The following is a 24,885-nucleotide window of genomic DNA, read 5'->3' as shown; positions in this document are numbered from 1 at the left end:
GGCCGGCTCTCGTCGTCTTCGGCAACATTTCGGTAAGTATCTGCGACGGTCCGTTGCACTAACGGGATTTATATGTGACGCTCTGTAGCGTAAAGATTGTTCGGGACGCAGGCGGAAGGACCACCATGACTGCAGTCGACGACGCACGAACGCACTACCGAGACACCTTGCACTCCTTGTCGACGGCATCGGTGCATCAGCACTTCGACGCTTTCCTCGACATTCCCTGGGACGAGCCCGAATACGCGATCGTTCCCAACGATCCCCGGTGGGTACTCCCGGACGAAGATCCTCTCGGTCACACCGATTGGTACAAGTCGCTTCCCCTGGATCGGCAGATCCACATCGGCATGTATCGCCAGGCCAGCATGGTCAAGGTGGGCCTGCAGTTCGAGCAGATCCTCATCAGCGGCCTCATGCAGTACGCCCTGACGCTACCCAACGACTCGCCGGAATTCCGGTACTCGACGCACGAGGCCACCGAAGAGTGCCACCACACCCAGATGTTCCAGGAGCTGGTGAATCGCATCGGCATCGACGTGCCGGGTGGGCCCGGATGGTTCCGCAAGATCGTGCCGATGCTCACGGTGTTCGCCAGCCGCTCGGCACCGTTCGGATTCTTCGTCGGCGTCCTCGCGGGCGAAGAGCCGATCGACCACATGCAGAAGGGCGTTCTGCGTGGAGGCGCTGTCGGCCACCCGTTGGTCCAGCGCGTCATGCAGATCCACATCGCCGAGGAAGCGCGCCACATCGGCTTCGCGCATCAGTACCTGCGTTACAAGGCACCTCGTCTCGGTCCCTTCGAGAAGGCGTCGATCTCGATCCTGACGCCCGTCATCATGCGGCTGCTGTGCGACGTCATCATGAAGCCGAGCAAGCAGATGCGACGCGAACTCGACATCCCCGACGAGGTAGTGGATGCCGTGTGGTGGAACAGCGAATCGTCACGAAAGGCATTGCGCGACACCTTCGGTGACGTCCGCATGCTCGCCGGTGAACTGGGACTGATGAACCGCGTCTCGAAGCGCGTGTGGCGCGCCCTCGGTATCGACGGACGACCGTCGCGCTACCGCAGTGAGCCCTCGTTCGGCTGAGCTGTCTGGGGGCCGGTGACAGATTCGAGAGGGACTTGGGGTATCGCGATTCCGCGGGATGCCCCAAGTCCTTTGACCTGCAGCCAGATGGTGTCGGCCAGGAACGTCGCGAAATGATCCAGGCCGGTGCGTGATTCGGTTTGCGCGCTCCAGCTGCGCACCGCGCCCATGCATCCGGAGACCAGGCCCGCGACCCACGGCCGCACCAGCGACCAATCCTCCGGTGACAGATCCGCATTCACCAACGCGAGGAACGCCGCGACGCTGACCTCCAGCTGCTCGGCGAGCAGGGCATTGGTCTCCTCGAGCGGACTGGGCGACTCGGCACTGACGTCCTGCTCCACGAACCGCGTCCACGCGGGATGCTCGGCGACCCAGCGGACGTACGTACTCACCACCCGATGCACCACATCGCGTGGAGTGCCGGTCAACGCGAACGAGGCGACCAGCGCAGCGCTCAACTGCTTGCAGATGGCACGCTGAATCGCGGTGTCGAGATCGGTGCGATCGTTGAAATAGCGGTAGAGGCCGGTGCGATGAACGCCCGCCTCGGCCGAGATCTGTGCAGTGGTCAGCCGCTCCCCGGGAGCGATGTCACGGGCCAGTACCGTCATCGCGGCCTCGATGATGTGGCGTCGACGATCGGTGTTGTGCTGTTCCCACCGCCGCTTGCGGCCATCGGCCTTCGGTCGTGCGCCACCGTCACTCATGCTGCATGGTCTCATGTTCGACGGGCGCCTGTGGGCGCGTTGGGGTTCGGAGGTCACTCGTGCGGGGGTTCACCGGTGACCTTGTGGTCGGCAAAATTGAGGCCCTCACGCACGAGTCGTGCGAGGTGCCCGTCGGCGAGGTTGTAGATGACGTTGCGCCCGTCGCGGCGTGTCTCGACCAGACCGGTGAACCGGAGCTTGGCCAGATGTTGGCTGACGGCAGTGCGGGATGTGCCGGTGGCCGCGGTGAGCTCGCTGACGTCGGCGGGGCCGCGATCGAGTAGCCAGAGTATGTGCAGCCGAGTGGGATCGGACAGCATCCGGAACGTGTCGGTTGCCGTCGCCAGTCGCGCGGAGTCGGGTTGTGCCTCGTGATGGAGACTGATGCGCTGTTCCTTCTTCGGTGGCATCGAGGTGTCTCCTTTGTGGACGGCGTCTCCTCATGCGGAGGCGGCGACCGGGATTCGGGAGCGACTCCACAGGCGTGCTGCGGACAGTGCCGCAAGTGTAGCCAAGGCCGTGAGCACCGTCGCCGCGGCGAGCAGTCCTAATTGCGCCCCGACCCAACCGGCCAACGGATACGTGAGCAGAAACGCCGCATGGGACAGGGAGAACTGAGCGGCGAAGATGGAGGTTCGGCTGTGTTCGTCCGACTCGCGGCGCAAGATCCTCGCCGACGGCGTGTTGATCAGCGAGGTGCCGATACCCAGGATCGACCACGTGATCGCGAGAGCGGTCCACGCGGTCGGCCCGCGGCCGAGGGTGGCGACGAGTGCTGCGGCTGCGGTGCCGACGACAGCGACGGCGGCACCGGCGAGCATGAGGCGATGGTCGGAGATCCGCTCGAGGGCTCTCGGAACGAGCAGCGCCGCCGCCATCGACCCCGCACCGAAACAGCCGAGGGCGACGGCCAATTGGGTGCTCGAACCGCCGAACAGATCACGAACGTAGACAACGGTATTGACGAGTACGAGTGCCGTGGCTGCGGCGACCACGATGTTCAGTGCCAGCAGACCCTGGAGTTCCCGCTGCCGGACGAACGTCGCTATGCCGTCGAGTGGTTTCTTGTGTTGTGGTGCAACGTATCTCGGAAGGGCTGTGCCGACCACCATCGCTGCGGAGGCGACGAACCCCACCGCCGTCCCGACGAACAGGGTGTGGAAGGTGACGACCGTCAGCAGTGCGGCGGCGATCAGCGGGCTCACCAGGGACTCGAGGTCGTAGGCCAGGCGGGAGAGCGTGAGCGCGCGGGTGTACTGCTGTGCGTCCGGCACGACGGACGGGATCACGGCCTGAAAGGTGGGTGTGAAGGTGGCCGACGCCGCCTGCAGCACGAATATCAGGACGTAGACCTGCCACACCTGATCGACGAAGGGGAGCGCCAGCGCGGTGAGCGCTCGGACGAGGTCCGCGGCGACGAGGACGAGCTTGCGCGGCACTGTGTCGGTCAGTGACGAAACAGCCGGCGCAACAACCACATACGAGATCATCTTGATCGCCAATGCGGTGCCGAGGACGGCTCCGGCGGCGCTGCCGGCGATGTCGTAGGCCAGGAGCCCGAGCGCCACCGTCAACAACCCGGTGCCCACGAGTGCGACCACCTGTGCGGTGAACAGGCGTCGGAAAGTGTGATTGTGCCGAAGCATGCGTTCACTGTACATATGCGTGCGCACTTGCGCACTCATATGTTTTATTGAAGATGCACCGACGAACGCCCCACGAAGGGGCTATTTTCTGTAGCGTTGTCGGTTGTCGGCTCAACGAATATCCAGGGGTGGTCAATGGCCGATCAGCGCACGTATCCAGTGGGGCAACTGGCACGCGCCATCGACCAGCTGCCGTCGATGATCGGCTACTGGGACAGCTCGGAGCGCAACGTCTTCGCCAACAAGGTCTATGCCGACTACTTCGGCATCGAGCCGGCGCGCCTGGTCGGTATGCACATCAGCGAGCTCCTCGGTGAGGGACTGTACGAACTGAACAAGCCCTACATCTCGGGAGCGCTCGCCGGCGAGCAGCAACAGTTCGACCGCACACTCATCGACGTCAACGGTGTCGTACGCGTCACCCAGGCCACCTACGTCCCCGATATCGTCGACGGCGGCGTCGTCGGATTCACGGCAATGGTCGTCGACGTCAGCGCCCGTGCCGAGGCAGAACGCGAACGCGACCGCGCCGTCCGCCTCTTCCAGATCGCCATGGAGTACGCGCCCATCGGTAAAGCGCTACTGACGATCGACGGCCGCTGGCTGCAAGTGAACAAAGCACTGTGCGATCTCCTCGGGTACACCTCGGAAGAACTGCTGCAGAAGACCTTTCGAGACCTGACACATCCCGACGACATCGCGATGGCAGACGAACACCTCGCCGGATTAGCCGACGGGACCCTCGCCAGCGTGGCATCGGAAAAGCGGTACATCCGCAAGGACGGAGCCACGATCTGGGTCCAGCGGAACGCCACCGTGGTACGAGACAACGACGGGGACGACATCATCATCGCTCAGATCCAGGACATCACCGCTCGGAAGGAAGCCGAGGCGGCACTCGAGCGCCAACTGTTGATCGACGACCTGACCGGCCTGGCCAATCGCCGACGGTTGATGGCAGAACTTCAGGCCCTCAAGGAAGCCGCCGACGAAACCCCGGTCGGAATCCTGTTCGTCGACGTCGACTCCTTCAAATCCGTCAACGATCGATACGGCCACGCAGTAGGCGACCGACTGCTCGCCGCCATCGGAGCCCGCATCCGCGCCGACCTCCGCGCCGGAGACATCGCCTGCCGCACCGGAGGCGACGAATTCGTGGCCCTGCTGCGTAGCTCCCGATCGGCCGACGGAGTCGAACGCCTCGCCGCACGAGTGCGGTTGCTACTGGCCGGCCCGTACCTCATCGACGGTGTTCCGGTACCCGCATCGGTCAGCGTCGGATGGAGCTGGGACAAGCCCGTCAGCCCGGAGAAGTTACTGCACATCGCGGACGAACGCATGTACTCGTCGAAACGACGCTGACCCCTCGCGCGGCTCCCCGACGTTCGGCTGACCCCTCGTGCGGTTCCCCATTGCGGATCAATGTGGCTTGCAGTCGCTTGGAGTGCAACAAAGTCGCATTGATCCGCCGGTAGGGGGGTGAGCGGCGAGGTGCGGGTCCGGATAGTTCGCAAACGCGCGCGCACTTGTCAGAAATGCCCGGAACGGTGTGGCAATTATGCGAGCGTTCGGCAAACGCGCGCGCGTTTGCGAAGGTACGCAAGAACATGGACCTCCGCCAGAACGATGTAGACGCCACTCTTGCGGGAGGCCTCGAGGTACTCCGGTCGGCGTGGGAGTCGGCTACGAGGGTGGTGCCTCACAGCCGTGTCGGACGTGCCCCCAGTATCGGTGTGGGAGCAGGGTCTTGCTTCTTGCGTGAATCGACCCGATACGCGAGATAGAGATACAGAAAGCCGGTAACGGTGCCGCCGAGACATCCTGCTGCAATATCGAGGGCGGTGGATCCTGAGTTGACTGACAAGTGGAGCAGCAAGAATCCGATTGCTACGGCCGGGACGAGAGCCAGGGCGTTGATGTAGTCGGCGCGAGTTGCGCCGCACTTCTTGCTCAACGCGCCGGTCATGACCCACTCGCGAAATGGCTTCTGCATCTCAGGCTCCTCGTATGGGTCTGATTTGTCCCGTTCAGCCAGGATACCGGAGAGTTGGTTTAGGTAGGGTTCGAGTTATGCGCGCTGTTGTCTTCCTCGCTGTACTCGCGATCATCTACAAGTGGCCGGTGTTCGGAGACAGCCCCGGCCACTGGTCGGCCCTGAGTCAGGGAATCATGTTCGGCGCGATCATCTGCACCGTCGCTACTCCTGCGGGATGGAAGGCTATCCGCCGCATAGACGGACGGATGCGGTCTTAGATCGATGCTCGGGGGTCGGCGTCGGGTCGGCGTGGCGGCGCAAACGCGAGCGCATTCGTCAGGTGCGCGCGGATTCGTCGCCAATTTCGACCGCCAGAGAGGGCCATTCGACAAAAGCGCGCGCGTTTGCGGCGGGGTTCAGTCCCGTTTCGTGACTCGGCCGGAGCAGTTCGGCGTGGGCACCCGTTGCCTCCCAATCCACCTGAATCGGGTGCAGATAGCCGCGCTCAGCGGTCAGCTGCACCCGATTCGAGGGTGGTGAGGCCATGTGTTTGGGTGAGTCCCATGGACTGGGTCGGCAGAGAGCTGTGCGTGGCTGCGGGTAGTGGGGCAGTCACGTCTGCGGCACTCCACTCATCGCACCGGTCATCGATGGCAAGTGGTTGGATCTGACTCTCCCTGCCGTACTCGGCGCAATCGTTGGACTGCTGGTGGGATTCGCGGCGGTGGTCGGCGGCAAGTACGCACTGAAGACTGCAGTGCCGTGGCCACCGAGCGGTCGCACACAATGGCGACACAGATTTGCCCTGTGCACTGCGGCAGTGGTGACACTGTTCGTTGCCGGGCTCACGGCATGGGCCAGCGCTGCCTCGGGGATGGTCGCTTCGGACAGCGCGGAGCCGCCGATACAGCTGATGGTGACAATTGCGTTGACTGCAATCAGTTACGTGTTCGCGTACTTCCTTGCGCCCGAGGTCAACTGACTCCGGCTGGAGCGGTTCAGTCCGAACCGGTGAACGCGCCGAGGACACGCTCACCGACAGGCGTCAGGGCCGTCGAACGCGCCCACCAAGAGGCAGGCGATATCACGCGGAACTCTCCACTGATTGTCGTATCGCACGAATGACATCGGTCCGACGGGATAACTGTCCATGCTTCGGAAAGTTCCGACACCCATGGCCTCCACCGAATCGGGACCGGTCGCGGCGACGGTTGTGAACTCGATGTGTTGCGGATCCGGCTGAGCGCCCCAGGCACGTGCGAGCCGCACGTTGTTCTCGGCCGGCCCGTCGAACAATCGAGCTCGATCTTCTTCGCGAATCGAGTAGTCCACGCTCGCTGCGAACAGAGCCGTCAACTGGGCTGCGGTCGGCACATCGTCGGTGATGGGCGGTGGCGGAGAGGCGAATTGCGTCGGGCTGATCAATGCGACCGGCGACTCCGGCTCGTCCACCTCGGCGGGGGAGCAGGCGCAGGCGAGCAACACCACAGCGACCGCGCTCACTCCAACAAGTTTCACCGGCCCAGTATGAACCGAAACAGCATGGTGGGTAGGTGAATCGGGTTCAGATACCCGACGTCGTCAGGCGCCGGTTGTGTTGGGCAGTGATCACCAGTACCGGTATGGCGATCGGCAGGGTCAGGGCCGCCGCTGGAAGCACGAGGGCAGCAGGAGCAGTCGTCAGGTTGTGGATTGCTACAGCCACTATCCATGCACCCACGGCCGCGATGGCCTGCGCACCCAGTCGGAGGCCGTCACTTTCCACGGTGAACGAACTGCGAATTTGCCGATGGTCATCGGCAGATAGTGGCCCTCGTTCACCTGTGACAGCTGCAGCGTCGCGACAGTCATCATGGCCGCGCTGATGGCGGCGATCAGGAGGCCGAGAAACAACATGCTCAGTACGATACGCAAACTTGTGGCCCTAGGCTGCTGGTATGACTGCCGCTGCGAATTCCGATGCGACCCGTCGTCGGGTGCCGTCCTGGTTACGAGAGTTGACGGTTCTGGTCGTGGTCGCATTGTTACTGAGTGTGCTGCTGCAAACTTTTGTCGGCCGTGTCTATCTCATCCCGTCGCAGTCCATGGAACCCACGCTGCACGGCTGTCCCGGTTGTACCGGCGATCGAATCGTGGTGGACAAGATGACGTTTCGATTCGGAGATCCGCAGCCGGGTGATGTGGTGGTGTTCAAGGCTCCGACGGAGTCGTGGAACAGGGGATACACGTCGAGCCGATCGAGCAACGCAGGAGTGAAGGCGTTGCAGGACGCGGGATCGTGGGCCGGACTCGTCGCGCCCGACGAGAACGACCTCGTGAAACGGGTGATCGCAACAGGCGGGCAAACCGTCCAGTGTTGCGATGTGCAAGGAAGAGTCGAGGTCGACGGGCAGCCGCTCGACGAGCCCTACATCGCGTTCGACTTCCCCTACGACGCGGACACACTCACCTGCGCAACAGTTCCGCAGTCCGGTCGCTGTTTCGGGCCGGTGACCGTACCGTCCGGCAATCTGTGGATGATGGGCGACAATCGAAGCGGCTCAGCAGATTCGAGGGCACACTCCCGTGACGAACTGGGCGGAACGGTCCCCATCGAGAACGTGATAGGCAAGGCCAGATTCATCGTGCTGCCACCGTCGAGATGGGGAGTTATCGACTCGCCTGCGATACAGCGCTGATCGACTACGCATTCCCACGATCCCGTCGAGTAGCAGCGTCTTCAGAACCCGAGATCGCGCTTACGACGCTCGCGTTCGATGCGCCGCTGTTCCTCGGCGCGTTCGCGGCATTGCCGGAGGAACTCGGCGTCCGCATCCGGATTCTGGGCGGCCTGACGGCCCGGCCGCGTCTCGTACTCGGGGTACGCGGAGTTGCTCGCGCGACCGTAACCGGACCCGCCGGCACCTCCCCAGATCCCGGCACCGACGGGTCGGCCCGCAACGAGCCAGGCCAACGACCCAGCGAACGGGAGGAAAACGATGAGCAGAATCCAGACGATCTTGGGCAGATAGCGGATGCCACCCTCGTCTGCGGTGATCGCGTCGATCAGACAGAACACCCACAGCAGCATGACCAGCAAACCGAAATACGGCATTGTGTCCCTCCATGTCCAAGACCGCTCGGTCCGTTGTATCGAAGATCGTAGCGCTGTCCTCGCGATTTCGACAGACGAGTCGGTTTGGAAATCTGGGTGGGGCTCGGACGCGGTCGGATGTCGCGTCAATGTCCTGGGCAGTAGATGTACAGAGATGATCGCTGCCCATCCCCGGTGAGCAGGACGGTCACCGGATCTGGCGTGCTCTTCGGCCCAACAAAGGTGGTCAGCATCTCCGGCTCACACGTGAAGTTCACCCCCGCCCAGCTTCCCGGGGGCACCGTCTGGCACGCGAAAGGCTGAAGCGGAGGATAGGACGGGTTGGCCGCCGATAGCGTGAGTCCGTCACCGAGTTCGTCCGGTGCATCGAATCGAGCCGACCAGGCGGGCCGACCCGAGAACTCCGAATGTGTCGCACCCTGCGCGAACTCGAAGCCATCCGGAACGGTGAACGCTATGCGTTGCAGATTGTGCGTCACCTCATCGCTGTCCATGGACCTGGGCTTGCCGATCTCGCTGGCGCACGAGGCCGTGAGGAGAACAAGAATTGCCGACGCGCAGAGGAGTTTCCACGAATCGGTCATGGACGCAGCAACATCGGGCGGACGCGTGTGCGCCTATTGGCGAGCATCGTCACGGCCCGCAGTGGGCCTGATCCTCGAGCCGACGAGAACAACGACAAGGGTCGTCAGAAACACCGCGGGATAGGTGAATTGGACGGCGAATTCGAAGGCGGGGGAGCCCTCGAACATGAAGATACCGATGGCCTTGATGCCGCGGTAGTCGGTGAAGTACCAGGCAATCATCGGCGTGGTCACGGCGATCGGGGCCAGCCAACTCCACCAGGTTCGGTGTCGGTTGGCGTAGTCGAGAGCGAGGACGGTCAGCGGAATGCACCACACCCAGTGATGACCCCACGCGAAAGGCGAGACCATCGGAGTCGCCATTCCACATATCGTCAGGGCCAGCAACGTCTTTCCGGCTGCCTGTGCGCGTGCCGCCACCCACAGCGCCAGGGCGGCGACAACGATGGCGAGCACCAGCCACACGGCAAATGGAGGTGTATTGCCCGGCCACAGTCGAGCCAACGCGCCATGGATCGACTGGTTGGCGGGTGAGGCGAGTGCGCCGATTCGTTCCGAGTCGATCATCGTCGACGTCCAGAATCTCCACGAATCCGCAGGAATGACGATCAGCCCGGCAAGAACAGTCACCGTGAACGCGGCGATCGCCGTGACGGCTGCTCGCCACTGTCTCTGTGCGAGAAGATGAAGCACGAAGAATGCGGGCGTCAGTTTCAGTCCTGCAGCGATGCCGACCCCCACACCGCGGAGTCGACTGCCCTCGCCGCGGGTGAGATCGAGCAGAACGAGAACCAGCAAGAGCACATTGATCTGGCCGAGCCAGATGGTCATGCGGACGGGCTCGAGCCAAGTGAGCGCCACTGCCAATCCGACACTGACGAGATACATTGTTGCGCTGCGATATCCGAGCGCGCGCCAGCTCGCGACCACGGCCACGTAGATCAGCAACAGATTGATCGCCTGGACCACCGTCACAGCGCTCGTGACCGAGAGGAGGGCGAGCGGGGCGAAGGCCAACGCTGCGAAGGGCGGGTAGGTGAACGGTAGGCCGATGTCGAACAATGCGAACTCGTACAGCGGTTCGCCATGCTGAACGACGTACGCACCGTGTCGATAGACGATGGTGTCGATTCCGTTGCCGAACAGACCGAAGGGGGTCGTCCATCCCAAGAAGTAGGCGTGCGCCACGACCGCGACGCACGCGGCGATGGCCGACGCGAGGAACCAGCGCCAACCGAGCCGGCCAGCGCCCGTCGCGTGCACTTCCGGCTGCGTCTCCCGGATGGCCGTCTCCTGGGCGTTCTCTGCGCGCACGTCCGAGTCTGACCGCGCGTAGAGCGGACGAAAACTGGACGTCGTCATGGCCTACACGATAGATCGTTGTACCTGATACAAGGAACTCGACACGGACAGACCGGTACGTTTTGTCAGCGGATTGCTCGGCTCGACGATTGCCTGGGTATCAGGGTGGGGAGCGCTTTGTGTACGGCCGCCGAGTCGTCGGTTCCGTTGATCAGCAGATCCATCGCGGTGCCGGCGATCTGATCGAACGCGGTACGCACCGACGTCAACGGCACCGGCAGCAATTGGGCGAGGGGAATGTCGTTGTATCCGACGAGTGACAGGTCCACGCCGACGGCCAGATTGTGGCGGTGAGCTGCGGACAACACACCGAGGGCCAGATTGTCGTTGGCCGCGAACACCGCGGTGGGACGTTCTGTGGCGTCGAACAATTCGTGTCCTGCGCGCGCGCCCGCTTCGATTCCGTAACCGGTTTCCACCGTCCACTCCGACCTCGGTGACACGCCGGCCTCGTCGAGAGCACGTCGGGCACCCGCGAGCCGTCCGACGGCGCTGGAGGTGAACAGCGGGCCGGTCAGAACCGCGATGTCGGTGTGGCCCAGATCGATGAGGTGTCGAACTGCCAGGTACCCGCCTGTCTCGTCGTCGCCGATGGACGACGGACTCTTGCCGTCGGTTCGTAGGACGAGAACGTGCGGAATGCCGTTGTCGCGCAGGTGGCTGGGGAGAGGATCGTCGGTTCGGCTGGTGGCGAGAACGACGCCGTCCACATTGCGTTCGAGCAGGGACTGCGCGGCGTTCCACTCGTCGGTGGGGTCGTCGCCACTGGTCGCGACGATGGCGTGATAGCCGTCTTTGCCCGCGGCCCGATCGATCGCCTCGAACATCAGGGCCATGACGGTGTCGGACAGGCGGGGAACCAACACTCCGATGGTCGCCGTTGCACCGCGCCTGAGGTTGGACGCGAACGTGTTGCGCCGATAGCCCAGCTGCTCGGCGATCTCTCGCACCCGGACGGCTGTCGCGGTACGGGAGGGGGCGACGCGGTCGTCGAGCACGCGGCTGACCGTCGACACACTGACGCCCGCCGCCTTGGCGACGTCGCGGAGCGTGACGACGTCCGTTCGTTCCGCCGAGAGCCCGGTTCGAGTGGGACGCATCCACACCTCCTTGATCGATCGGCCCGATCGCACGACAGGACCGAACTTACCGATCCCCAGCTGATCGCACATGCAAACGTCCCAGGAACGTTTGCATGAAGTGTTGCATGAGGGGTCGGTGCCGGGTGCGAGCCCTGTCACCTCTCGGTCAACGAAGTGATGGTTGACACATTTGGGGTCGCGGGTTTAGCGTCGTGCAAACGTTCCCGACAACGTTCCCAACCGCCTCTCGAAAAGGACGTCACCATGAATTCACTCGATCTCCGCGGACTCAGCCCGGCACCGATCACGCCCTTCACCCGCGACGGCGAGGTCGACTACGACGCGATACAGCGACTCGGGTCGTGGCTCGGCAGTGTCGACGGGGTCAAGAGCCTGGTCGTCCTCGGCCATGCAGGCGAGGGCACGTTCCTCACGCAGGCCGAGCAGGCCAAGGTCATCGGTGCGTTCCGCGATTCGGTGGACGGCAAGCTCCCGATCGTCGCCGGCATCACCGGTGAGGGCACTGCGGTATCCGTCGAAGAAGCCAAGCGTGCAGTCGACGCCGGCGCATCCGCCGGCCTGGTCTACCCCTCGCACGGATGGCTGCGATTCGGATACCAGGACGGTGCGCCGCAGGACCGGTACAAGGCACTGTACGAAGGCTCGGGCCTGCCGCTCATCCTGTTCCAGTACCCCGACGTCACCAAGGCGACGTACAACCTCGACACCCAGCTCGAAATTGCCGCTCAGGAGGGCGTTTTCGCCACCAAGAACGGTGTCCGGAACATGCGTCGTTGGGATCGCGAGATTCCGGTGCTGCGCAAGGAGAACCCCGAACTGCAGATCCTCAGCTGCCACGACGAGTACCTGCTGCACACCATGTTCGACGTCGACGGCCTGCTGGTGGGGTACGGCGGCCTCGCACCCGAGCCGCTCGTCGAGCTCATCGCGGCAGGCAAGGCCAAGGACTACCCGGCCGCGCGCGCCATTCACGACCGTCTGCTGCCCGTCACCGCGAACGTCTACCACCGCGGATCCCACATGGAAGGCACCGTCGCCCTCAAGGAAGGCCTCGTGCACCGCGGCATTCTCGAACACGCCACCGTGCGTTCACCATTGCTTCCGCTCGCTGCGGGTGCCCACGAGGAGATCGCAGCGGCACTCGATTCCGCGAACCTCGGCTCGGTAGTACCTGCGCTGGTCTGACCCGGTCGACGGTCACTCCCTACCCTCGGTGCCCTTCCGTAGTAGCCGCTACGGCCCGGAAGGGCACCGAGCACCACTTCTTTCGGCATGCATCACCGCACACGCGGACCGGGTCGAGTCCGTTCGGTTGGACTGCCGAGCTCTGCATCAGATCCACCCCACGTATTCGCCCCTTGCCACATCAGGCCGACAGCAGACGTGCGCCACGTCGCCGGCTCGAAAAGTGCTTCGAGAAAGGGCTCGCAATGAGTCAGCACCACGCAACACCGGTGGTACCGTCCGCAGCCGTGCGAACTTCGCAAACTCCCGCACCCCGCTCCGGCAAATGGAAAGCCTTCCTGAGCACCATCGCGATGGCCGGCCCCGCATTCATCGCCGGTGCATGGCAATTCGGCCCCGGCAACCTCGCCAGCGCCGTCGAAGCCGGCAGCAAGTACAGCTACAGCCTGATCTGGGTCATCGTGCTCTCGACGGTGTTCATGCTGGTGTACGCGGACATGAGTGTCCGGCTCGGCATTCGCACCCCGAAATCGATGATCAGCTCCGTCAAAGACGTCCTCGGCCAGAAGGTCGGCGTCGCTGCGGGATTCGGCGTCTTCATCATCACGCTGTGCTTCTCGGTGGGTAACGCCGTCGGCTCCGGCCTCGGTCTTTCGATGGTGTTCGGCGGATCACCGCTGATCTGGTCGGCAGTGTGTACCGCATTCGTCGGCCTGATCCTGTTGTTCCGCAACGTCTATCGCACCGTCGAGCGCGTCCTGTTGGTCATCGTCGGACTCCTCGGTGCCACGTTCATCATCAGTGCCGTCATCTCCAAGCCCGATTGGTACGAAGCGGTCAGCGGTGTCGTCCCCAGCATCCCCCCGGGAGGAGCGCTCCTCGTCGTGGCCTTGGTGGGCACCAACTTCTCGCTCAACGCCGCCTTCTTCACCTCGTACGGCACCCACGAACGCGGCCGCACCCGCGCGCAGTACAAGCAGACGACCATCGCAGACACCATCCCCGGCATCATCGCTCCCGGAATCATGACGTCTCTGGTAATCATCGTCGCCGCGGCCGTGCTCGGTCGACAGAATGCAGAAGCGCAGACACTCGTCGGCCTCGCCAAGATTTTCGAGCCCATCGCCGGACCCGTCGGATCGACCATTTTTGCCCTCGGCCTGTCCGGTGCTGCCTTCTCGGCCATGGTCGCCAACGCAACCGCCGGCGGCACGATGCTCTCGGACGCACTCGGCAAGGGCCCGTCACCCAGCACAATGACCGCCAAACGCACCAGCGCGGCCATCCTTGCCTGGGGACTGGCCATCACGCTGATCTTCACCAAATCGCCTGTGCAGCTCATAATCTTCGCGCAAGCGTTGACCGTGCTGATCGCGCCGTTCCTCGGCTTCCTGCTCTACGTCATGAGCAACAACCGAGAACTGATGGGCGAACTCCGCAACACCTGGTGGAAGAACATCATTGGAGGTCTCGGCTTCCTCTCCATCCTCTCGCTCTCCGGACTACTAATCTACGAACTCGCGACGCGATAATTCGACTGAAACCCCGGGTGGGTGCTCGACGAGCATCCACCCGGGGCGTTCTGATTTCCCAACCGGATCTTGAAAGCAGGCCTATCGCCGGCCACAGAACTGTGGTACTTCTTGAGTCATGAACACATTCGACACGTCGAAAGGCGCATGAGCGCCCGTAGCTATCCCACCTCCGGTTCCACTACACAGAGGTGCAGATCATGAAGCTTGCCGAGGCCCTCGCTGAACGAGGGGAACTGATCAAGCGCACCGAACATCTGAAGGTTCGGATTCTGGCGAACGCTCGCCACCAAGACGGTGAATCACCGGCTGAGGATGCAGGGATCTTGTTGTCCGAGTATAATTCTGCGCTCGATCGTCTCGAAGTTCTCATCCGTAGGATCAACCGAACCAACAGTGCTGCCGCGGTGCGGGATGGAACCATCACCGATGCGCTCGCGTCCCGCGACGTGCTGCGTATGCGACACAAGGCGATCTCTGCGGCCTCGGACGCAGCATCGGGACGCAACCAGGAGCACAGATACGGCCCACGTCAACTGAGGTCGGAATTGGTCTACGTCGCAGCTCTTCCGGTTGCCGAATTACGTTCTGCCGCAGATGATGTTGCCAAGCAGATTCGGTTGGTGGATTTGGAGATCCAACGCGTCAATTGGGAGTTCGACCTAGTCGAATAGCGTGCCACATGCCGGGTAGTAGGTAGTTTTCGGTCGAGGCGAGCACGTACCGCGGGTCGGCGGTCTTCCGGCCCTTCTCCTGCGTGGTGAGCAGCGTTCCGGGCATTCACTCGGTCACAGTGCAGCTCAGTACAATTCACGCAGAACGGTGCACAGCATACCTTGCACTACCGTGTGCTGATCGAACGGAAGCGAGGGTGGGTAAGGGGCCACCCGGCATGATGGTTTGCGCCTGTGTTCGCGACTAGTCTGGTCAGAATGACGGCTCTATCGATGTCCCTCAGCCGACCTGCACTGATCGTCGTCGATGTGCAGGCCGGTTTCGACGATTCGGAATTCTGGGGTCCGCGGGACAACCCGTCGTGCGAGGCCAATATTGCTGAGCTCGTCCAGTTCTGGCGGTCCAAGGCTTGGCCGATGGTATTCGTTCAGCACGATTCCGACAATCCACAGTCGCCGTTGTCGCCGACGCAGGACGGGCATCGCTTCAAGGACATGCTCGACGGGACTCCGGATCTGCTCGTTCGCAAACGCGTCAATTCGAGCTTCTACGGAACTCCCGATCTGGACGCCTGGCTACGCGGCGAGGACATCGACCAGGTGGTCATCTGCGGAATCACCACCAATCACTGTTGCGAGACCACCGCGAGGATGGCCGGGAATCTCGGCTACGACACCTACTTCGTCATAGACGCGACGCATACCTTCGATCGCGTCGCGCCCGACGGGACAGTCGTACCTGCCGCAACACTGTCTGCCATCACGGCCACCAACCTGCATGGCGAGTTCGCGACGGTGATCGAAACGAAAGACATAACTTCCCGCTGACGTCGCCCCAATTTGATACCGTTCGGTATGGCCGATCGGGGAGCAGTAGCAGGGCTCGCGGGACCCATTGTGCTGCTGTATCTGGGGTACTTCGCGTCGGTGCCGACCCTCTCATCGCTGATCCACGGGATCTTCGACCCACGAATAGATTGGGCCGACACGGGCTTCGGTGAAGTGTTGCTGTTCTCGTTCATGATTGTGGGCGGTCTCGCCGCGTGTATTGCGGCAGTTCGCGCACTGGCCGACTCTCCGAGGTTCCCAGGAATCGTCGTCACACCGGGGTCGTCGATCGGGCGGAAAGTCGACGCGGTGGTGGTGACACTCATTGCCTACGCCGTCGTTGTTCTGGTGTTCGTGACCGCTACCGGATCAGCCGGATTCCTGGTGCCGCTCATTGCGGCGTGGGCTTGCTCCAACACGATTCGTAACCATCGCGCACTGAAGAGTCGACGTCGAGCGTCCGCAACATAACCCATGAACACCGTGCTGATACTGATGCTCATGCTGTGGTTCGTCGTGTTCGCGTACGCGGCATCCGTCGGATTCCGCGGCAGGGCAACGAATCCCGACTACTACGGTGCACGAGTGTCGGACGCGGTGAAATCGTCACCCCGACTGCGTGCACGAGCCAATCGATCGGTCGGAATCTGGTGCACGGTCAGTTCCGTGATGGCTGTGGTGCCAATCGTATGGATCGGCTCCGACTTTCACCGTGAAAGAACGACTTGGGAGCTGGCCGGTCTGGCTGCTTACGTCTTCGTCGTCGTGGTGGTCGGCGGTTACCCGTTGGAGAAGGTCAAGAAGTCGTGACGTTGGGATGGTCCAACAACGCGAACGCGGCCGTCAATTGCGCTCGGGCTGCGTCGACTTCGGATGTGTTGCCCGCCAGATGGTGCAGCAAGGCGCGTTGGAAGATCCCGTCGAGCAGGATGTAGGCGGAGGGGCGGTCGAGGGCGGATTCGGAGCCGCGTAGTTCGCAGTACTTCGTCACCACGCGCCAGATCATGTCTTCGCGACGTTCCTCGATGTCCAGGACGTCGCCTCGAAAGGAACCGTCGAACAGGGCTTGGTTGCGGAGGTCGTACCAGAGTCGATGAATTCCGGCGTCCGCCACCAGGGTGGCGAAGTACTTCGTCTCGAAGTCCGCGTACAGGCCGGGGGCGTCGACGGCGTTGGCCACCACCTCGTCGTACCGGGTGACGCAGATGGCCTCGTACTGGCGAACTGCGTGGGTGATGAGGTCGAGCTTGTCGGTGAAGTAGTAGTGCAGAACGCCGTGCGAGTACTCGGAGTTCTGCGCGATCTCCCGCAACGAGGTGCGGGCGTACCCCAGCTCGGCCAGCGTGTGGAGCGTCGCCTCGGCCAGCTCGGTTCGCTTGGACTCGAACTTGTTGCGGGCGCGTTCCTCGATGCGCGCGCGCGGATCGACCGTCTGGGTCATGTTCGGTGTCCTTTCCGCGCGGCGTTTCGCTGATCAGTGTATGCCCGAGCCGTCGAAAACCGGATTCTGGGCAGTCGTCAAGAAAAACCTTGACGTGTGTACAAATTCTAACTTAGTGTGATCCGCAGCACACGTCAGAGGGGTGGATGCACACCTGCCTCCGGTGCTTCACGGCTCGACCAACCTCGGCCCGTCCGACGACGGCCGATCACGAGAGGACTCTTCATGCCAACCGACAAGCGCGTCGTCGTCTACGGGGCATCGGGATACACCGGGCGACTGATCTGCGAATACCTGCGCGAGTACAACATTCCCTTCCTGGCCGCCGGCCGCGACGAAAGTCGAGTCAAGGGCATCGTCGACGCCGTCCCCGGCGTCGAGACGGTCGAGTACGACGTTGTGGAGGTCGAGCACACGGCTTCCGCACTGGCAGGAGCGTTTCGAGGAGCCGAGATCGTGCTCAACACGGTCGGTCCGTTCTCGCGGTTCGGACACGAGGTGGCACAGGCATGCATCGAGATCGGTGCGCATTACACCGACACCACCGGTGAGCAGGACTGGATCATCGATGCCGAGAAGAAGTACGGCGCAGAATTCGCCGCCCGAAACATCGTTCTGACACCGGGTTTGGCGCAGATGTACAGCATCGGCGAGATCGCAGCCAACATCTGCCTCGAGACCCCGGGTCTCGACACCCTCGACATCGAGGTCTTCTGGAAGGGACATCCGACGGTCGCGTCGACCAACACCATCCTCACCAATGCCGCCTTCTCCAAGGCGTACTACCTCGAACAGAACGAGTACGTGGAATGGCCCGACGACGGGGTGTTCCAGGTGGTCGTGCCGGGCCAGCACGATCTGGGCTTGGCGCTGCCGTGGGGCGGTACGTCGCATCCGGTGTGGTTCAAGAACGATCCCCGAGTCGCGAACGCACGCGCCTACGGCGGGGTGATGAACAAGCCGCTTATGCTCGCCGTGCCTCAGATCATCGCCGGCGCAATGGCGCAGATGGAAGGCAAGACCGACGCCGAGAAGTACGACATCATCGATACGGTGTCGGCGTCGGTGCGCAGTGAGACACCGCCGCGGGAGAATCCCCGTATCAACACCTCCCTCGACTCGGTCTACGCATCGGGCCCACTCGGCCGCGTGCACACGGTGATTCACGGCAACTGCAACTACAAGCAGACCGCTCTGCTCAACGCATTCGCGGCAGCACACGCATTGCAGGGGCCGCCCAAGAAGGTCGGATTCGCCTCGAGCTGCCAGGCATTCGGACACCGCGAACTGCTCGGCGTGCTCCGCGCCTTCGGTCTGGTGCTCGACCCCGTCGTCACAGCACACAGCTGAGGACCCGGCCGATGCGGCTATCCGACTACCTCGACAAGGGCATGTCCCTGGGCCGAGACGCCCCCTGCCTGACGATGGGTGACACCACGAAGAGCTACGGCGAGGTGTACGACGACACGGTGTCCATCGCCGGAGCGTTGCAACACAACGGTATCGAGACCGGGGATCGTATTGCGGTGCTCTCCGGCAATGACCCTCTCGCCCTGACCTGCGTTTTTGCGATCTCCCGCGCAGGCGCAGTGTGGTGTCCGATCAACCCGCGAAACGAGGCCGACGAGAATCGTCAACTGTTCGATCTGTTCGGGTGCCGATTCCTGTTCTTCCAGAAAGCATTCGCGGATCTGGTCGGCCGCATCAAAGACCACCTGCCGCAACTGGAGTGGCTCGTCTGCCTGGACGGCGACGTGCCGGGAGCACTGTCGTACGACCGATGGCTCGTCGAACACCGCTCGGACTCGGTCGTCGACAGGCGACCGGCCGACGGGCTCGCCATGATCGCCGGAACCGGCGGAACGACGGGAAAACCGAAGGGCGTCAGACTCACCGAAGAGAACATGATGACGTCGACGGCTACGGCACTGATGAGCTATCCGTTCGGGGACCGGCCCCGATACCTCGCACTGGCACCGTTGACCCATTCGGCGGGGGTACTGACATTCCCCATCCTGAGCCTGGGTGGCCACGTGGTGGTGATGCCGGCTCCGGACATCGGAGAGTTTCTCTCACTCATCGAGCAGCACCGGATCACGCACGCATTCTTGCCGCCGACGGTCATCTACGGGGTGCTCGACCATCCCGACCTCGGTACGCGGGATCTGTCGTCGCTCCGATGCCTCTGGTACGGGGCTGCGCCGATGTCGCCAACCCGGTTGGAGGAGGCACTGACCCGAATCGGGCCGGTGCTGGGGCAGCTCTTCGGGCAGACCGAGGCACCGAACATGATCGCGACGCTCGCACCGGCCGATCACTTCCGGAGTGACGGTTCCATCGCGGTCGAACGGTTGACCTCGGCGGGCAAGCCGACGCCGCTGACGACGGTGGCGATCATGAACGAGGACGGCGGCCTGCTCGATCGAGGGGATCGCGGCGAGATCGTGGTCCGAGGACCTCTCGTGATGCAGGGCTATCACCAGAATCCCTATGCCACAGCCGAAGTCGGCGCTCATCGCTGGCACCACACCGGAGACATCGGGTACCTCGATCGAGCCGGCTACCTCTACGTCGTCGATCGTGCCAAGGACATGATCATCACCGGAGGATTCAACGTGTACTCGGCTGAGGTGGAACAGGCCCTGCTGTCGCATTCCTCGGTGAAGGAATGCGCAGTCGTCGGCCTTCCCGACGACAAGTGGGGTGAACGAGTCACGGCTGCAGTGCTTCTGCGCCCCGGTCGCGACGCGTCCCCCGAGGATCTGATCGCACACGTCAAGGCACGGATCGGGAGTGTCAAGGCTCCCAAAGAGATTCAGATATGGAGCGATCTGCCCCGCTCGAAGGTGGGAAAGATCCTCAAGACCGAAGTACGAAGCACGATGTCTGCACCGTCACCAGCGAAGGGAAGCACAGTATGAGCGAGTTCGAGGGCAAACGAGTCTTCGTCACCGGGTCCGGTGCCGGAATCGGAAAGGCCATCTCCCGGATGTTCATCGAGCGGGGCGCGCGCGTCGTGGTCAGTGACATCGACGAAGGTGTCGCAGCGACGACGGCCCAGGAAATCGGTGCCGAGGGCACCGCCAACTGCGATGTCTCCGACGAGAGCCAGGTACAGCGAGCCGTCGCCGGCGCGGTCGAGATTCTGGGCGGACTGGACATCGTCGTCAACAACGCGGGCATCGAGGTCTCGTCCCCGTTGCTGCAGCAGTCCACGGAGAGTTTCGACAAGATCTACGCCGTCAATGTGCGGGGCACATTCCTGGTGATGAAAGCGGCGATCGGTGCGCTCGTCGAGTCGAAGGGCAACATCGTCAACATCGCATCGCTGGCCGGTGTCGGCGGCACGGCGCTGCTCGGGTCGTACTGCGCCACAAAGGCAGCCGTCATTCAGCTGACACGCGTCGCGGCCATCGAGATGCGTGCCGCAGGCGTACGCGTGAACGCCGTGTGCCCCGGCTTCGCCGATACCGCCATGGTCGAACGCCTCGTTCCGGACTTCGAAGCGGCAACTCAGGTCCCGTTCGGCGATCTCGTCGCCGCCAAGCAGGGACGGCTGGGAACACCCGAGGACATCGCAGAAGTGACGCTGTTCCTCGCCTCGGACCGCGCAACATGGATCACGGGCAGTCACTACATTCTGGACGGCGGCCTCTCGGCGTCCCTGGTGTAGCGCTCGGAGCTCCCCGTCAGCCGAGGGCGACGGGGAGCAGGCCGGGTCGCGTCCGAGATGCGATGTCGGCCAACGCACCCTCCAGCGTCGGGTATCGGAAGTCGAACCCGCTGTCGGTCAACACCTGCGGCTCGACCCACCGACTCTTGAGGACCAGCTCGGGTTCGGTTCGGATCACCCGTGCGCCCAGCTTCAGCAGCCATGCCGGCGTCGCCAGTCCGTGATCGCGACCGAGAGCAGATCGAACCTGGTGCATGAGAACCTCGTTGGTCACCGGGAACGGTGTCGCCACGTTGACAGGTCCGGCGATGTCCGAGGTGGCGTACAGATGGTCGAGAGTCCGAGCGACATCATCGACGTGCACCCAGCTGAACATCTGGCCGCCATCACCCATGCGGCCACCCAAACCCACTCGCGCCAGATCGATGATGGGGTTGATCGCCCCACCGCCTGCGCCCAACACGATCGACAACCGCAGTGCCACTCGGCGAATCGACACATCGGCGTCGAACAGTTCGCGTTCCCACGATCTGGCCACCTCGACCGAGAAGCCCGATCCCAGTTCGCCGTCCCGTTCGCTCATCGACCTGTCGCGGGCATCGCGATAGATGGTTCCGGTGCTCGCGTTGACCCACAGCGCGGGCGGATTGTGTGCTTGTGCCAAGGCACGCCCGAGCTGGGCTGTGGTCTGAATCCGCGACGACATGATCGCATCGGCGTTGGTCTTGTTGTAGCGACAGCTCACCGAGCGGCCGGCGAGGTTGACCACCAGATCGGACCCGTTCAGGACCTCGACGAGGCCGCGATGGTCGGACCATGGTGCATCGCTGGACGATCCGCGTCCGACCGTCCTGACGCCGATACCGCGTTCCTCGTAGTAGCTACGCAGATACCCGCCGATGTAGCCGGAGGCACCGCACAGAACGACGGTCGATGGTGAATCGGTCATTGGCTCAACCCTTCAGGAGAGGTCATTCGTTTCAGGAGACCGGCGACATCGGCTACCAGGCCGCGCGCAACCGGGAGTCGGGCGAGACGAACCGCCTTGGATACGACGGGCACGAGCCCGTCGACCAGAGTGCGGGTACGAGCCTGGTTGTCGGACGAATCGGTGACCCAATGCAGCGTGACGCCCATGTAGATCATCCAGAGCAGCAGCGGGAGTGCATCGTTCAGCGACGCGGGCACCTTCTGCTTCGATGCATCCAACGTTGTGCGCATCAGATCGATGGCCATGGCTCTGGCGTCGGAGGATTCCTCGGAGAACGGACTGGAGCTGGACCTCGTCGGTAGCGCCAGTTGGAGGAACGCGCCGCCGAACGCGTGATACGGCGTCAGGACGTCCAAGCCGGAATGCAGAACCGCGGCCAGGTTCTCCGACAGTGACCCGCCCTGGGTGATGACCTGCTCCGCACGTTCGCGGTGATCGCGCTGGATCACCACGTACAGCTCGTTGACCAGTTCGTCCTTGCCCGCGAAGTAGTAGTACGCATTGCCGAGCGACACGCCGGCCTCGTCGGCTATCCGGCGCATGGTGGTGGCCTGGAACCCCTCTTCGCGAAACAGCCGAAGAGCCACTTCGACCAGCTTGTCGCGCGTCTCGGATGTGCGGGCCATGCGGTCACCTCGTTTTCTGAACGTGTTCAAAAAGGACGGTAGACCCATTTTTGAACATGTTCAAGCGCAATGGCCGGGGACCGACCTGGATACTCGACGCATGCTCAGACGAATGGGAACCTCGCTGATCGGAGGCAAGGGGGCTCAATGGGTGCAAGCGCTGAATGCGCGGCATCCGTGGAGTCACAACGACTACTTCCACAGTTGGATTCTCGCCAACCTGCCGAGCCGACGACGCGAGGCACTCGACGTGGGTTGTGGCCGTGGCGGTCTCGTGCACTCTCTCGCACCGTATTTCGATCACGTCACTGGAGTCGACATCGACTCCGACATGCGCCGCCGCGCAGGTCTTGCGTGCTCCGATGTCACCAATGTGACTGTCTCCGAACGCCGACTCGACTCGTGGGCGGACGAATCCGTCGATCTGATCACGATGATCGCCGTTCTCCACCACCTCGACATCGACGACACGCTTCGCCACGTCGAGCGTGTTCTCGCGCCGAACGGCCGGCTGCTCGTCGTGGGTATGGCTGCGCCACGAAGTCCCCGGGATCTGCTGTGGGACGCCGTATCCATCGTGACCAACCCGCTGATCGGCTTCGTCGGCCATCCCTGGCCGAGCCCAGCGGGAAAGCAGCCGGCACCCTTCCCGGTCAAGGACCCGGTGCTCAGTTTCGACGAAGTGAAGCGGTCGGTCGACGCGATACTGCCCGGGGCGACGATGCGACATCGCGTCGGATTCAGGCACACCATCGAATGGACGAAGCCTGGGTGATCGGAAGGTTCTCTGCTCTGAGCAGAATCGCCGACCCTTGATGGGATCGAGGCTTAGGCTCCGATCATGGGCGAGGTCATACGAATCGATGAGCGCCGAGCAGCGCGCTCAGTGGAACCGCTGTGGCGTGAGGTGGTCGGTCGCCGGCTGCGCGAGCGCAGACACTCCCGCGGCGACACACTCGCCGACACGGCGGCGCGAGCAGGCATTGCGCCGCAGTATCTTTCGGAGCTGGAACGCGGCCGCAAGGACCCGTCGAGTGAGATCCTCGCGGCCGTCGTCGGGGCACTCGGCACATCGATGGCCGAAATTTCAGGTCTGGCGCATCACGACTTGTCCCGCGGCAATGCGACGTTGATGGCTGCCTGACGTCGTCCTTCGAGGACTTGGTCGACCAGGCCGTACTGCAGCGCCGACGGAGCCGTCAACACCAGGTCACGGTCGGTGTCGTGCCGAATCTTCGCGGCATCGCGTCCGGTGTGTTTCGCCAGAATCATCTCCATCTCGGCGCGCACCCTGACGATTTCGTCGGCAGCGAGAATGAGATCGGGAATGGTGCCTCGCCCCTGCCCCGCAGGCTGATGCAACACCACCCGGCTGTGCGTCAACGCCGAACGTCGACCCGGCGCACCTGCGGCGAGCAGCACCGCGCCGGCCGCCACTGCCTGCCCCACACATGTTGTGGCGACAGGGGATCCGATGAACTGCATCGTGTCGTAGATCGCCAGCATGGCCGTAGTATCGCCGCCCTCGCAGTTGATGTACATGGAGATTTCCTGATCGGGGGAGTCGGCCTCTAGATGCAACAGCTGCGCGATCATCGCATTCGCAACACCGGCATCCAATGCAGTACCGAGGTACACGATGCGTTCGCTGAGCAAATGCGAATAGACGTCGACGACGCGTTCGCCGCGCGAATCACGGGTGACGACATTGGGAATGGTGTACGTACTCATCGGGCCATCTCCATCCCGAACGACACCCGACGCGCAGGCATGACCTGATCGAACGAACTGACGATGGCGTCGACGAACCCGTAGTCACGCGCGGCGTCCGCGGTGAACCAACGATCGTGCAAGGAGTCGTCGAATATTTGTTCTCGTGTCTGCCCGGTGTCGTCGGCGATGAGGCCGAGCACCGTATCGCGGGTATGTCGAAGATCGTTGGCCTGCACCTCCACTTCGACAGCAGAACCTCCGATGCCGGACGAGCCCTGGTGCATCAGAATTCGCGAATGCGGTAGTGCGTAGCGCTTTCCGGGTGTGCCCGACGACAGCAGGAATTGACCAGCGCTGCAGGCCAATCCAAGTGCCAACGTCGAGACGTCGCAGGGAATCAGGTGCATCACGTCGCGGATCGCGAGCATGGCAGGCACCGATCCGCCAGGGGAGTGAATCCACAGGGCGATATCGGCCGACGGATTCTCGGCCGCCATCGTCAACAGGTGGGTGGTGAGGACGGTGCCGTTGTCGTCGTCGAGTGGGCCGTCGAGCACGAGGATTCGATGACGCAGCAGTCGGTCGCGGAGTTCGGGTGGGAACATTCGGGGTGTCTCGCTCATGATTCGAGTGTGAACTCCAATAGCGCTGTGT

Annotated in this window: 33 protein-coding genes; 16 read left to right on the top strand and 17 right to left on the bottom strand. The window is 63.1% G+C overall.

Annotation, left to right across the window (positions count from 1 at the left end):
* The first annotated feature begins 125 nt into the window (after positions 1 to 125).
* Positions 126 to 1,094 (top strand): AurF N-oxygenase family protein, encoded by a 969-nt coding sequence (locus CH281_RS23255; protein WP_094695607.1) that lies wholly within the window; start codon positions 126 to 128, stop codon positions 1,092 to 1,094.
* Here CH281_RS23255 and CH281_RS23250 read toward each other — a convergent pair.
* From CH281_RS23250 to CH281_RS23240, 3 genes are read right to left on the bottom strand one after another with little or no spacing between them, the layout of a single operon-like run.
* Positions 1,067 to 1,804, bottom strand: a complete 738-nt coding sequence (locus CH281_RS23250) for a TetR/AcrR family transcriptional regulator (protein WP_052057102.1) — start codon at positions 1,802 to 1,804, stop codon at positions 1,067 to 1,069. The genes CH281_RS23255 and CH281_RS23250 overlap by 28 nt on opposite strands.
* A 53-nt stretch (positions 1,805 to 1,857) precedes the next feature.
* Positions 1,858 to 2,214 carry an ArsR/SmtB family transcription factor gene (locus CH281_RS23245; RefSeq protein ID WP_032366952.1) on the bottom strand — a complete coding sequence of 119 codons (357 nt, stop codon included), beginning with the start codon at positions 2,212 to 2,214 and terminating at the stop codon, positions 1,858 to 1,860.
* A 30-nt stretch (positions 2,215 to 2,244) separates the two neighbouring features.
* A complete protein-coding gene (locus CH281_RS23240; RefSeq protein WP_094695786.1) occupies positions 2,245 to 3,450 on the bottom strand; it encodes an MFS transporter in 1,206 nt (401 codons plus the stop codon).
* Positions 3,451 to 3,585: 135 nt separating this feature from the next.
* Here CH281_RS23240 and CH281_RS23235 point away from each other — a divergent pair, with 135 nt between their 5' ends.
* Complete coding sequence (locus CH281_RS23235) at positions 3,586 to 4,812, top strand: sensor domain-containing protein (protein WP_094695606.1); 1,227 nt, start codon at positions 3,586 to 3,588, stop codon at positions 4,810 to 4,812.
* Between the two features lie 337 nt (positions 4,813 to 5,149).
* On the opposite strand, the gene CH281_RS23230 is transcribed toward CH281_RS23235, so the two are convergent.
* Entirely contained in the window at positions 5,150 to 5,443 is a 294-nt protein-coding gene (locus tag CH281_RS23230; protein WP_094695605.1) for a hypothetical protein, read from the bottom strand.
* 77 nt (positions 5,444 to 5,520) lie between these two features.
* Between CH281_RS23230 and CH281_RS23225 the strand changes: the two genes are divergently transcribed.
* Positions 5,521 to 5,703 carry a hypothetical protein gene (locus tag CH281_RS23225; protein ID WP_027495532.1) on the top strand — a complete coding sequence of 61 codons (183 nt, stop codon included), beginning with the start codon at positions 5,521 to 5,523 and terminating at the stop codon, positions 5,701 to 5,703.
* A 58-nt stretch (positions 5,704 to 5,761) separates the two neighbouring features.
* On the opposite strand, the gene CH281_RS23220 is transcribed toward CH281_RS23225, so the two are convergent.
* Positions 5,762 to 5,947, bottom strand: a complete 186-nt coding sequence (locus CH281_RS23220) for a hypothetical protein (RefSeq protein WP_094695604.1) — start codon at positions 5,945 to 5,947, stop codon at positions 5,762 to 5,764.
* 139 nt (positions 5,948 to 6,086) lie between these two features.
* On the opposite strand from CH281_RS23220, the gene CH281_RS23215 reads away from it, so the two are divergent.
* Complete coding sequence (locus CH281_RS23215) at positions 6,087 to 6,407, top strand: hypothetical protein (protein ID WP_094695603.1); 321 nt, start codon at positions 6,087 to 6,089, stop codon at positions 6,405 to 6,407.
* A gap of 50 nt (positions 6,408 to 6,457) precedes the next feature.
* On the opposite strand, the gene CH281_RS23210 is transcribed toward CH281_RS23215, so the two are convergent.
* From CH281_RS23210 to CH281_RS23205, 3 genes are read right to left on the bottom strand one after another with little or no spacing between them, the layout of a single operon-like run.
* Positions 6,458 to 6,943, bottom strand: coding sequence for a hypothetical protein (locus tag CH281_RS23210; RefSeq protein WP_094695602.1), 486 nt, complete (start codon positions 6,941 to 6,943; stop codon positions 6,458 to 6,460).
* A gap of 46 nt (positions 6,944 to 6,989) precedes the next feature.
* Positions 6,990 to 7,130: a hypothetical protein gene (locus tag CH281_RS27015; RefSeq protein ID WP_179274268.1), complete on the bottom strand. Its 141-nt coding sequence runs from the start codon at positions 7,128 to 7,130 to the stop codon at positions 6,990 to 6,992.
* Positions 7,130 to 7,321 carry a hypothetical protein gene (locus CH281_RS23205; protein ID WP_094695601.1) on the bottom strand — a complete coding sequence of 64 codons (192 nt, stop codon included), beginning with the start codon at positions 7,319 to 7,321 and terminating at the stop codon, positions 7,130 to 7,132. Before CH281_RS23205 ends, CH281_RS27015 begins: the two co-directional genes overlap by 1 nt.
* Before the next feature lie 41 nt (positions 7,322 to 7,362).
* Between CH281_RS23205 and lepB the strand changes: the two genes are divergently transcribed.
* Positions 7,363 to 8,103 carry a signal peptidase I gene (gene lepB, locus CH281_RS23200; RefSeq protein WP_094695600.1) on the top strand — a complete coding sequence of 247 codons (741 nt, stop codon included), beginning with the start codon at positions 7,363 to 7,365 and terminating at the stop codon, positions 8,101 to 8,103.
* 41 nt (positions 8,104 to 8,144) lie between these two features.
* On the opposite strand, the gene CH281_RS23195 is transcribed toward lepB, so the two are convergent.
* The 4 genes from CH281_RS23195 to CH281_RS23180 all read right to left on the bottom strand — a co-directional run bounded on the left by CH281_RS23195 (position 8,145) and on the right by CH281_RS23180 (position 11,565).
* Complete coding sequence (locus tag CH281_RS23195; protein WP_027495537.1) at positions 8,145 to 8,519, bottom strand: PLD nuclease N-terminal domain-containing protein; 375 nt, start codon at positions 8,517 to 8,519, stop codon at positions 8,145 to 8,147.
* Positions 8,520 to 8,644: 125 nt separating this feature from the next.
* Positions 8,645 to 9,103, bottom strand: coding sequence for a hypothetical protein (locus CH281_RS23190; protein ID WP_094695599.1), 459 nt, complete (start codon positions 9,101 to 9,103; stop codon positions 8,645 to 8,647).
* Positions 9,104 to 9,136: 33 nt separating this feature from the next.
* A complete protein-coding gene (locus CH281_RS23185; RefSeq protein ID WP_094695598.1) occupies positions 9,137 to 10,465 on the bottom strand; it encodes a glycosyltransferase 87 family protein in 1,329 nt (442 codons plus the stop codon).
* A 65-nt stretch (positions 10,466 to 10,530) separates the two neighbouring features.
* Entirely contained in the window at positions 10,531 to 11,565 is a 1,035-nt protein-coding gene (locus tag CH281_RS23180) for a LacI family DNA-binding transcriptional regulator (RefSeq protein WP_032383151.1), read from the bottom strand.
* Between the two features lie 246 nt (positions 11,566 to 11,811).
* Here CH281_RS23180 and CH281_RS23175 point away from each other — a divergent pair, with 246 nt between their 5' ends.
* The 6 genes from CH281_RS23175 (at position 11,812) to CH281_RS23150 (ending at position 16,597) form a co-directional block, all read left to right on the top strand.
* Entirely contained in the window at positions 11,812 to 12,753 is a 942-nt protein-coding gene (locus tag CH281_RS23175) for a dihydrodipicolinate synthase family protein (RefSeq protein WP_027495540.1), read from the top strand.
* Positions 12,754 to 13,106: 353 nt separating this feature from the next.
* Positions 13,107 to 14,285 carry an Nramp family divalent metal transporter gene (locus CH281_RS23170; RefSeq protein WP_032386797.1) on the top strand — a complete coding sequence of 393 codons (1,179 nt, stop codon included), beginning with the start codon at positions 13,107 to 13,109 and terminating at the stop codon, positions 14,283 to 14,285.
* Positions 14,286 to 14,485: 200 nt separating this feature from the next.
* Positions 14,486 to 14,959, top strand: coding sequence for a DIP1984 family protein (locus CH281_RS23165; RefSeq protein WP_094695785.1), 474 nt, complete (start codon positions 14,486 to 14,488; stop codon positions 14,957 to 14,959).
* A 258-nt stretch (positions 14,960 to 15,217) separates the two neighbouring features.
* The gene (locus tag CH281_RS23160) at positions 15,218 to 15,787 is read left to right on the top strand and encodes a cysteine hydrolase family protein (protein ID WP_256984000.1); all 570 of its coding nucleotides are present in this window, start codon (positions 15,218 to 15,220) and stop codon (positions 15,785 to 15,787) included.
* Positions 15,788 to 15,814: 27 nt separating this feature from the next.
* The gene (locus CH281_RS23155) at positions 15,815 to 16,258 is read left to right on the top strand and encodes a hypothetical protein (protein WP_094695597.1); all 444 of its coding nucleotides are present in this window, start codon (positions 15,815 to 15,817) and stop codon (positions 16,256 to 16,258) included.
* A 3-nt stretch (positions 16,259 to 16,261) separates the two neighbouring features.
* Positions 16,262 to 16,597, top strand: coding sequence for a hypothetical protein (locus CH281_RS23150; RefSeq protein WP_094695596.1), 336 nt, complete (start codon positions 16,262 to 16,264; stop codon positions 16,595 to 16,597).
* On the opposite strand, the gene CH281_RS23145 is transcribed toward CH281_RS23150, so the two are convergent.
* Complete coding sequence (locus CH281_RS23145; protein WP_027495545.1) at positions 16,584 to 17,228, bottom strand: TetR/AcrR family transcriptional regulator; 645 nt, start codon at positions 17,226 to 17,228, stop codon at positions 16,584 to 16,586. The genes CH281_RS23150 and CH281_RS23145 overlap by 14 nt on opposite strands.
* Positions 17,229 to 17,453: 225 nt before the next feature.
* Between CH281_RS23145 and CH281_RS23140 the strand changes: the two genes are divergently transcribed.
* From CH281_RS23140 to CH281_RS23130, 3 genes are read left to right on the top strand one after another with little or no spacing between them, the layout of a single operon-like run.
* Complete coding sequence (locus CH281_RS23140) at positions 17,454 to 18,578, top strand: DUF5938 domain-containing protein (RefSeq protein ID WP_094695595.1); 1,125 nt, start codon at positions 17,454 to 17,456, stop codon at positions 18,576 to 18,578.
* Between the two features lie 11 nt (positions 18,579 to 18,589).
* Positions 18,590 to 20,149 carry an AMP-binding protein gene (locus CH281_RS23135; protein ID WP_094695594.1) on the top strand — a complete coding sequence of 520 codons (1,560 nt, stop codon included), beginning with the start codon at positions 18,590 to 18,592 and terminating at the stop codon, positions 20,147 to 20,149.
* Positions 20,146 to 20,901, top strand: a complete 756-nt coding sequence (locus tag CH281_RS23130; RefSeq protein WP_048317602.1) for an SDR family NAD(P)-dependent oxidoreductase — start codon at positions 20,146 to 20,148, stop codon at positions 20,899 to 20,901. The genes CH281_RS23135 and CH281_RS23130 overlap by 4 nt, the downstream gene beginning before the upstream one ends.
* A gap of 16 nt (positions 20,902 to 20,917) precedes the next feature.
* Here CH281_RS23130 and CH281_RS23125 read toward each other — a convergent pair whose 3' ends face one another.
* Positions 20,918 to 21,850: a TIGR01777 family oxidoreductase gene (locus CH281_RS23125; protein ID WP_032366941.1), complete on the bottom strand. Its 933-nt coding sequence runs from the start codon at positions 21,848 to 21,850 to the stop codon at positions 20,918 to 20,920.
* Positions 21,847 to 22,518 carry a TetR/AcrR family transcriptional regulator gene (locus tag CH281_RS23120; RefSeq protein ID WP_027495550.1) on the bottom strand — a complete coding sequence of 224 codons (672 nt, stop codon included), beginning with the start codon at positions 22,516 to 22,518 and terminating at the stop codon, positions 21,847 to 21,849. Before CH281_RS23120 ends, CH281_RS23125 begins: the two co-directional genes overlap by 4 nt.
* A gap of 100 nt (positions 22,519 to 22,618) precedes the next feature.
* Between CH281_RS23120 and CH281_RS23115 the strand changes: the two genes are divergently transcribed.
* Positions 22,619 to 23,293 (top strand): class I SAM-dependent methyltransferase, encoded by a 675-nt coding sequence (locus tag CH281_RS23115; RefSeq protein ID WP_218829791.1) that lies wholly within the window; start codon positions 22,619 to 22,621, stop codon positions 23,291 to 23,293.
* 66 nt (positions 23,294 to 23,359) lie between these two features.
* Positions 23,360 to 23,662 (top strand): helix-turn-helix domain-containing protein, encoded by a 303-nt coding sequence (locus tag CH281_RS23110; protein WP_032366939.1) that lies wholly within the window; start codon positions 23,360 to 23,362, stop codon positions 23,660 to 23,662.
* Here the strand turns inward: CH281_RS23110 and CH281_RS23105 are convergent.
* Together CH281_RS23105 and CH281_RS23100 are read right to left on the bottom strand one after the other, a co-directional pair.
* Positions 23,620 to 24,249 (bottom strand): ClpP family protease, encoded by a 630-nt coding sequence (locus tag CH281_RS23105; protein WP_094695592.1) that lies wholly within the window; start codon positions 24,247 to 24,249, stop codon positions 23,620 to 23,622. The genes CH281_RS23110 and CH281_RS23105 overlap by 43 nt on opposite strands.
* Positions 24,246 to 24,854 (bottom strand): ClpP family protease, encoded by a 609-nt coding sequence (locus CH281_RS23100; protein WP_032366937.1) that lies wholly within the window; start codon positions 24,852 to 24,854, stop codon positions 24,246 to 24,248. The genes CH281_RS23105 and CH281_RS23100 overlap by 4 nt, the downstream gene beginning before the upstream one ends.
* Between the last annotated feature and the right edge of the window lie 31 nt (positions 24,855 to 24,885).

It is taken from the genome of Rhodococcus sp. 06-221-2 (assembly GCF_002258365.1).
In the GTDB taxonomy this organism is placed as follows: Bacteria; Actinomycetota; Actinomycetes; order Mycobacteriales; family Mycobacteriaceae; genus Rhodococcoides; species Rhodococcoides fascians.
Note: the sequence above shows the minus strand (reverse complement) of the source record. Positions and strands in the feature narration are given on the sequence as shown.

Coding starts and splice junctions, on each gene's coding strand:
- CH281_RS23255 (WP_094695607.1), top strand. CDS start 126: ATGACTGCAGTCGACGACGCACGAACGCACTACCGAGACACCTTGCAC.
- CH281_RS23250 (WP_052057102.1), bottom strand. CDS start 1,804: ATGAGTGACGGTGGCGCACGACCGAAGGCCGATGGCCGCAAGCGGCGG.
- CH281_RS23245 (WP_032366952.1), bottom strand. CDS start 2,214: ATGCCACCGAAGAAGGAACAGCGCATCAGTCTCCATCACGAGGCACAA.
- CH281_RS23240 (WP_094695786.1), bottom strand. CDS start 3,450: ATGCTTCGGCACAATCACACTTTCCGACGCCTGTTCACCGCACAGGTG.
- CH281_RS23235 (WP_094695606.1), top strand. CDS start 3,586: ATGGCCGATCAGCGCACGTATCCAGTGGGGCAACTGGCACGCGCCATC.
- CH281_RS23230 (WP_094695605.1), bottom strand. CDS start 5,443: ATGCAGAAGCCATTTCGCGAGTGGGTCATGACCGGCGCGTTGAGCAAG.
- CH281_RS23225 (WP_027495532.1), top strand. CDS start 5,521: ATGCGCGCTGTTGTCTTCCTCGCTGTACTCGCGATCATCTACAAGTGG.
- CH281_RS23205 (WP_094695601.1), bottom strand. CDS start 7,321: ATGTTGTTTCTCGGCCTCCTGATCGCCGCCATCAGCGCGGCCATGATG.
- lepB (WP_094695600.1), top strand. CDS start 7,363: ATGACTGCCGCTGCGAATTCCGATGCGACCCGTCGTCGGGTGCCGTCC.
- CH281_RS23195 (WP_027495537.1), bottom strand. CDS start 8,519: ATGCCGTATTTCGGTTTGCTGGTCATGCTGCTGTGGGTGTTCTGTCTG.
- CH281_RS23190 (WP_094695599.1), bottom strand. CDS start 9,103: ATGACCGATTCGTGGAAACTCCTCTGCGCGTCGGCAATTCTTGTTCTC.
- CH281_RS23185 (WP_094695598.1), bottom strand. CDS start 10,465: ATGACGACGTCCAGTTTTCGTCCGCTCTACGCGCGGTCAGACTCGGAC.
- CH281_RS23180 (WP_032383151.1), bottom strand. CDS start 11,565: ATGCGTCCCACTCGAACCGGGCTCTCGGCGGAACGAACGGACGTCGTC.
- CH281_RS23175 (WP_027495540.1), top strand. CDS start 11,812: ATGAATTCACTCGATCTCCGCGGACTCAGCCCGGCACCGATCACGCCC.
- CH281_RS23170 (WP_032386797.1), top strand. CDS start 13,107: ATGGCCGGCCCCGCATTCATCGCCGGTGCATGGCAATTCGGCCCCGGC.
- CH281_RS23165 (WP_094695785.1), top strand. CDS start 14,486: ATGAAGCTTGCCGAGGCCCTCGCTGAACGAGGGGAACTGATCAAGCGC.
- CH281_RS23160 (WP_256984000.1), top strand. CDS start 15,218: ATGACGGCTCTATCGATGTCCCTCAGCCGACCTGCACTGATCGTCGTC.
- CH281_RS23155 (WP_094695597.1), top strand. CDS start 15,815: ATGGCCGATCGGGGAGCAGTAGCAGGGCTCGCGGGACCCATTGTGCTG.
- CH281_RS23150 (WP_094695596.1), top strand. CDS start 16,262: ATGAACACCGTGCTGATACTGATGCTCATGCTGTGGTTCGTCGTGTTC.
- CH281_RS23145 (WP_027495545.1), bottom strand. CDS start 17,228: ATGACCCAGACGGTCGATCCGCGCGCGCGCATCGAGGAACGCGCCCGC.
- CH281_RS23140 (WP_094695595.1), top strand. CDS start 17,454: ATGCCAACCGACAAGCGCGTCGTCGTCTACGGGGCATCGGGATACACC.
- CH281_RS23135 (WP_094695594.1), top strand. CDS start 18,590: ATGCGGCTATCCGACTACCTCGACAAGGGCATGTCCCTGGGCCGAGAC.
- CH281_RS23130 (WP_048317602.1), top strand. CDS start 20,146: ATGAGCGAGTTCGAGGGCAAACGAGTCTTCGTCACCGGGTCCGGTGCC.
- CH281_RS23125 (WP_032366941.1), bottom strand. CDS start 21,850: ATGACCGATTCACCATCGACCGTCGTTCTGTGCGGTGCCTCCGGCTAC.
- CH281_RS23120 (WP_027495550.1), bottom strand. CDS start 22,518: ATGGCCCGCACATCCGAGACGCGCGACAAGCTGGTCGAAGTGGCTCTT.
- CH281_RS23115 (WP_218829791.1), top strand. CDS start 22,619: ATGCTCAGACGAATGGGAACCTCGCTGATCGGAGGCAAGGGGGCTCAA.
- CH281_RS23110 (WP_032366939.1), top strand. CDS start 23,360: ATGGGCGAGGTCATACGAATCGATGAGCGCCGAGCAGCGCGCTCAGTG.
- CH281_RS23105 (WP_094695592.1), bottom strand. CDS start 24,249: ATGAGTACGTACACCATTCCCAATGTCGTCACCCGTGATTCGCGCGGC.
- CH281_RS23100 (WP_032366937.1), bottom strand. CDS start 24,854: ATGAGCGAGACACCCCGAATGTTCCCACCCGAACTCCGCGACCGACTG.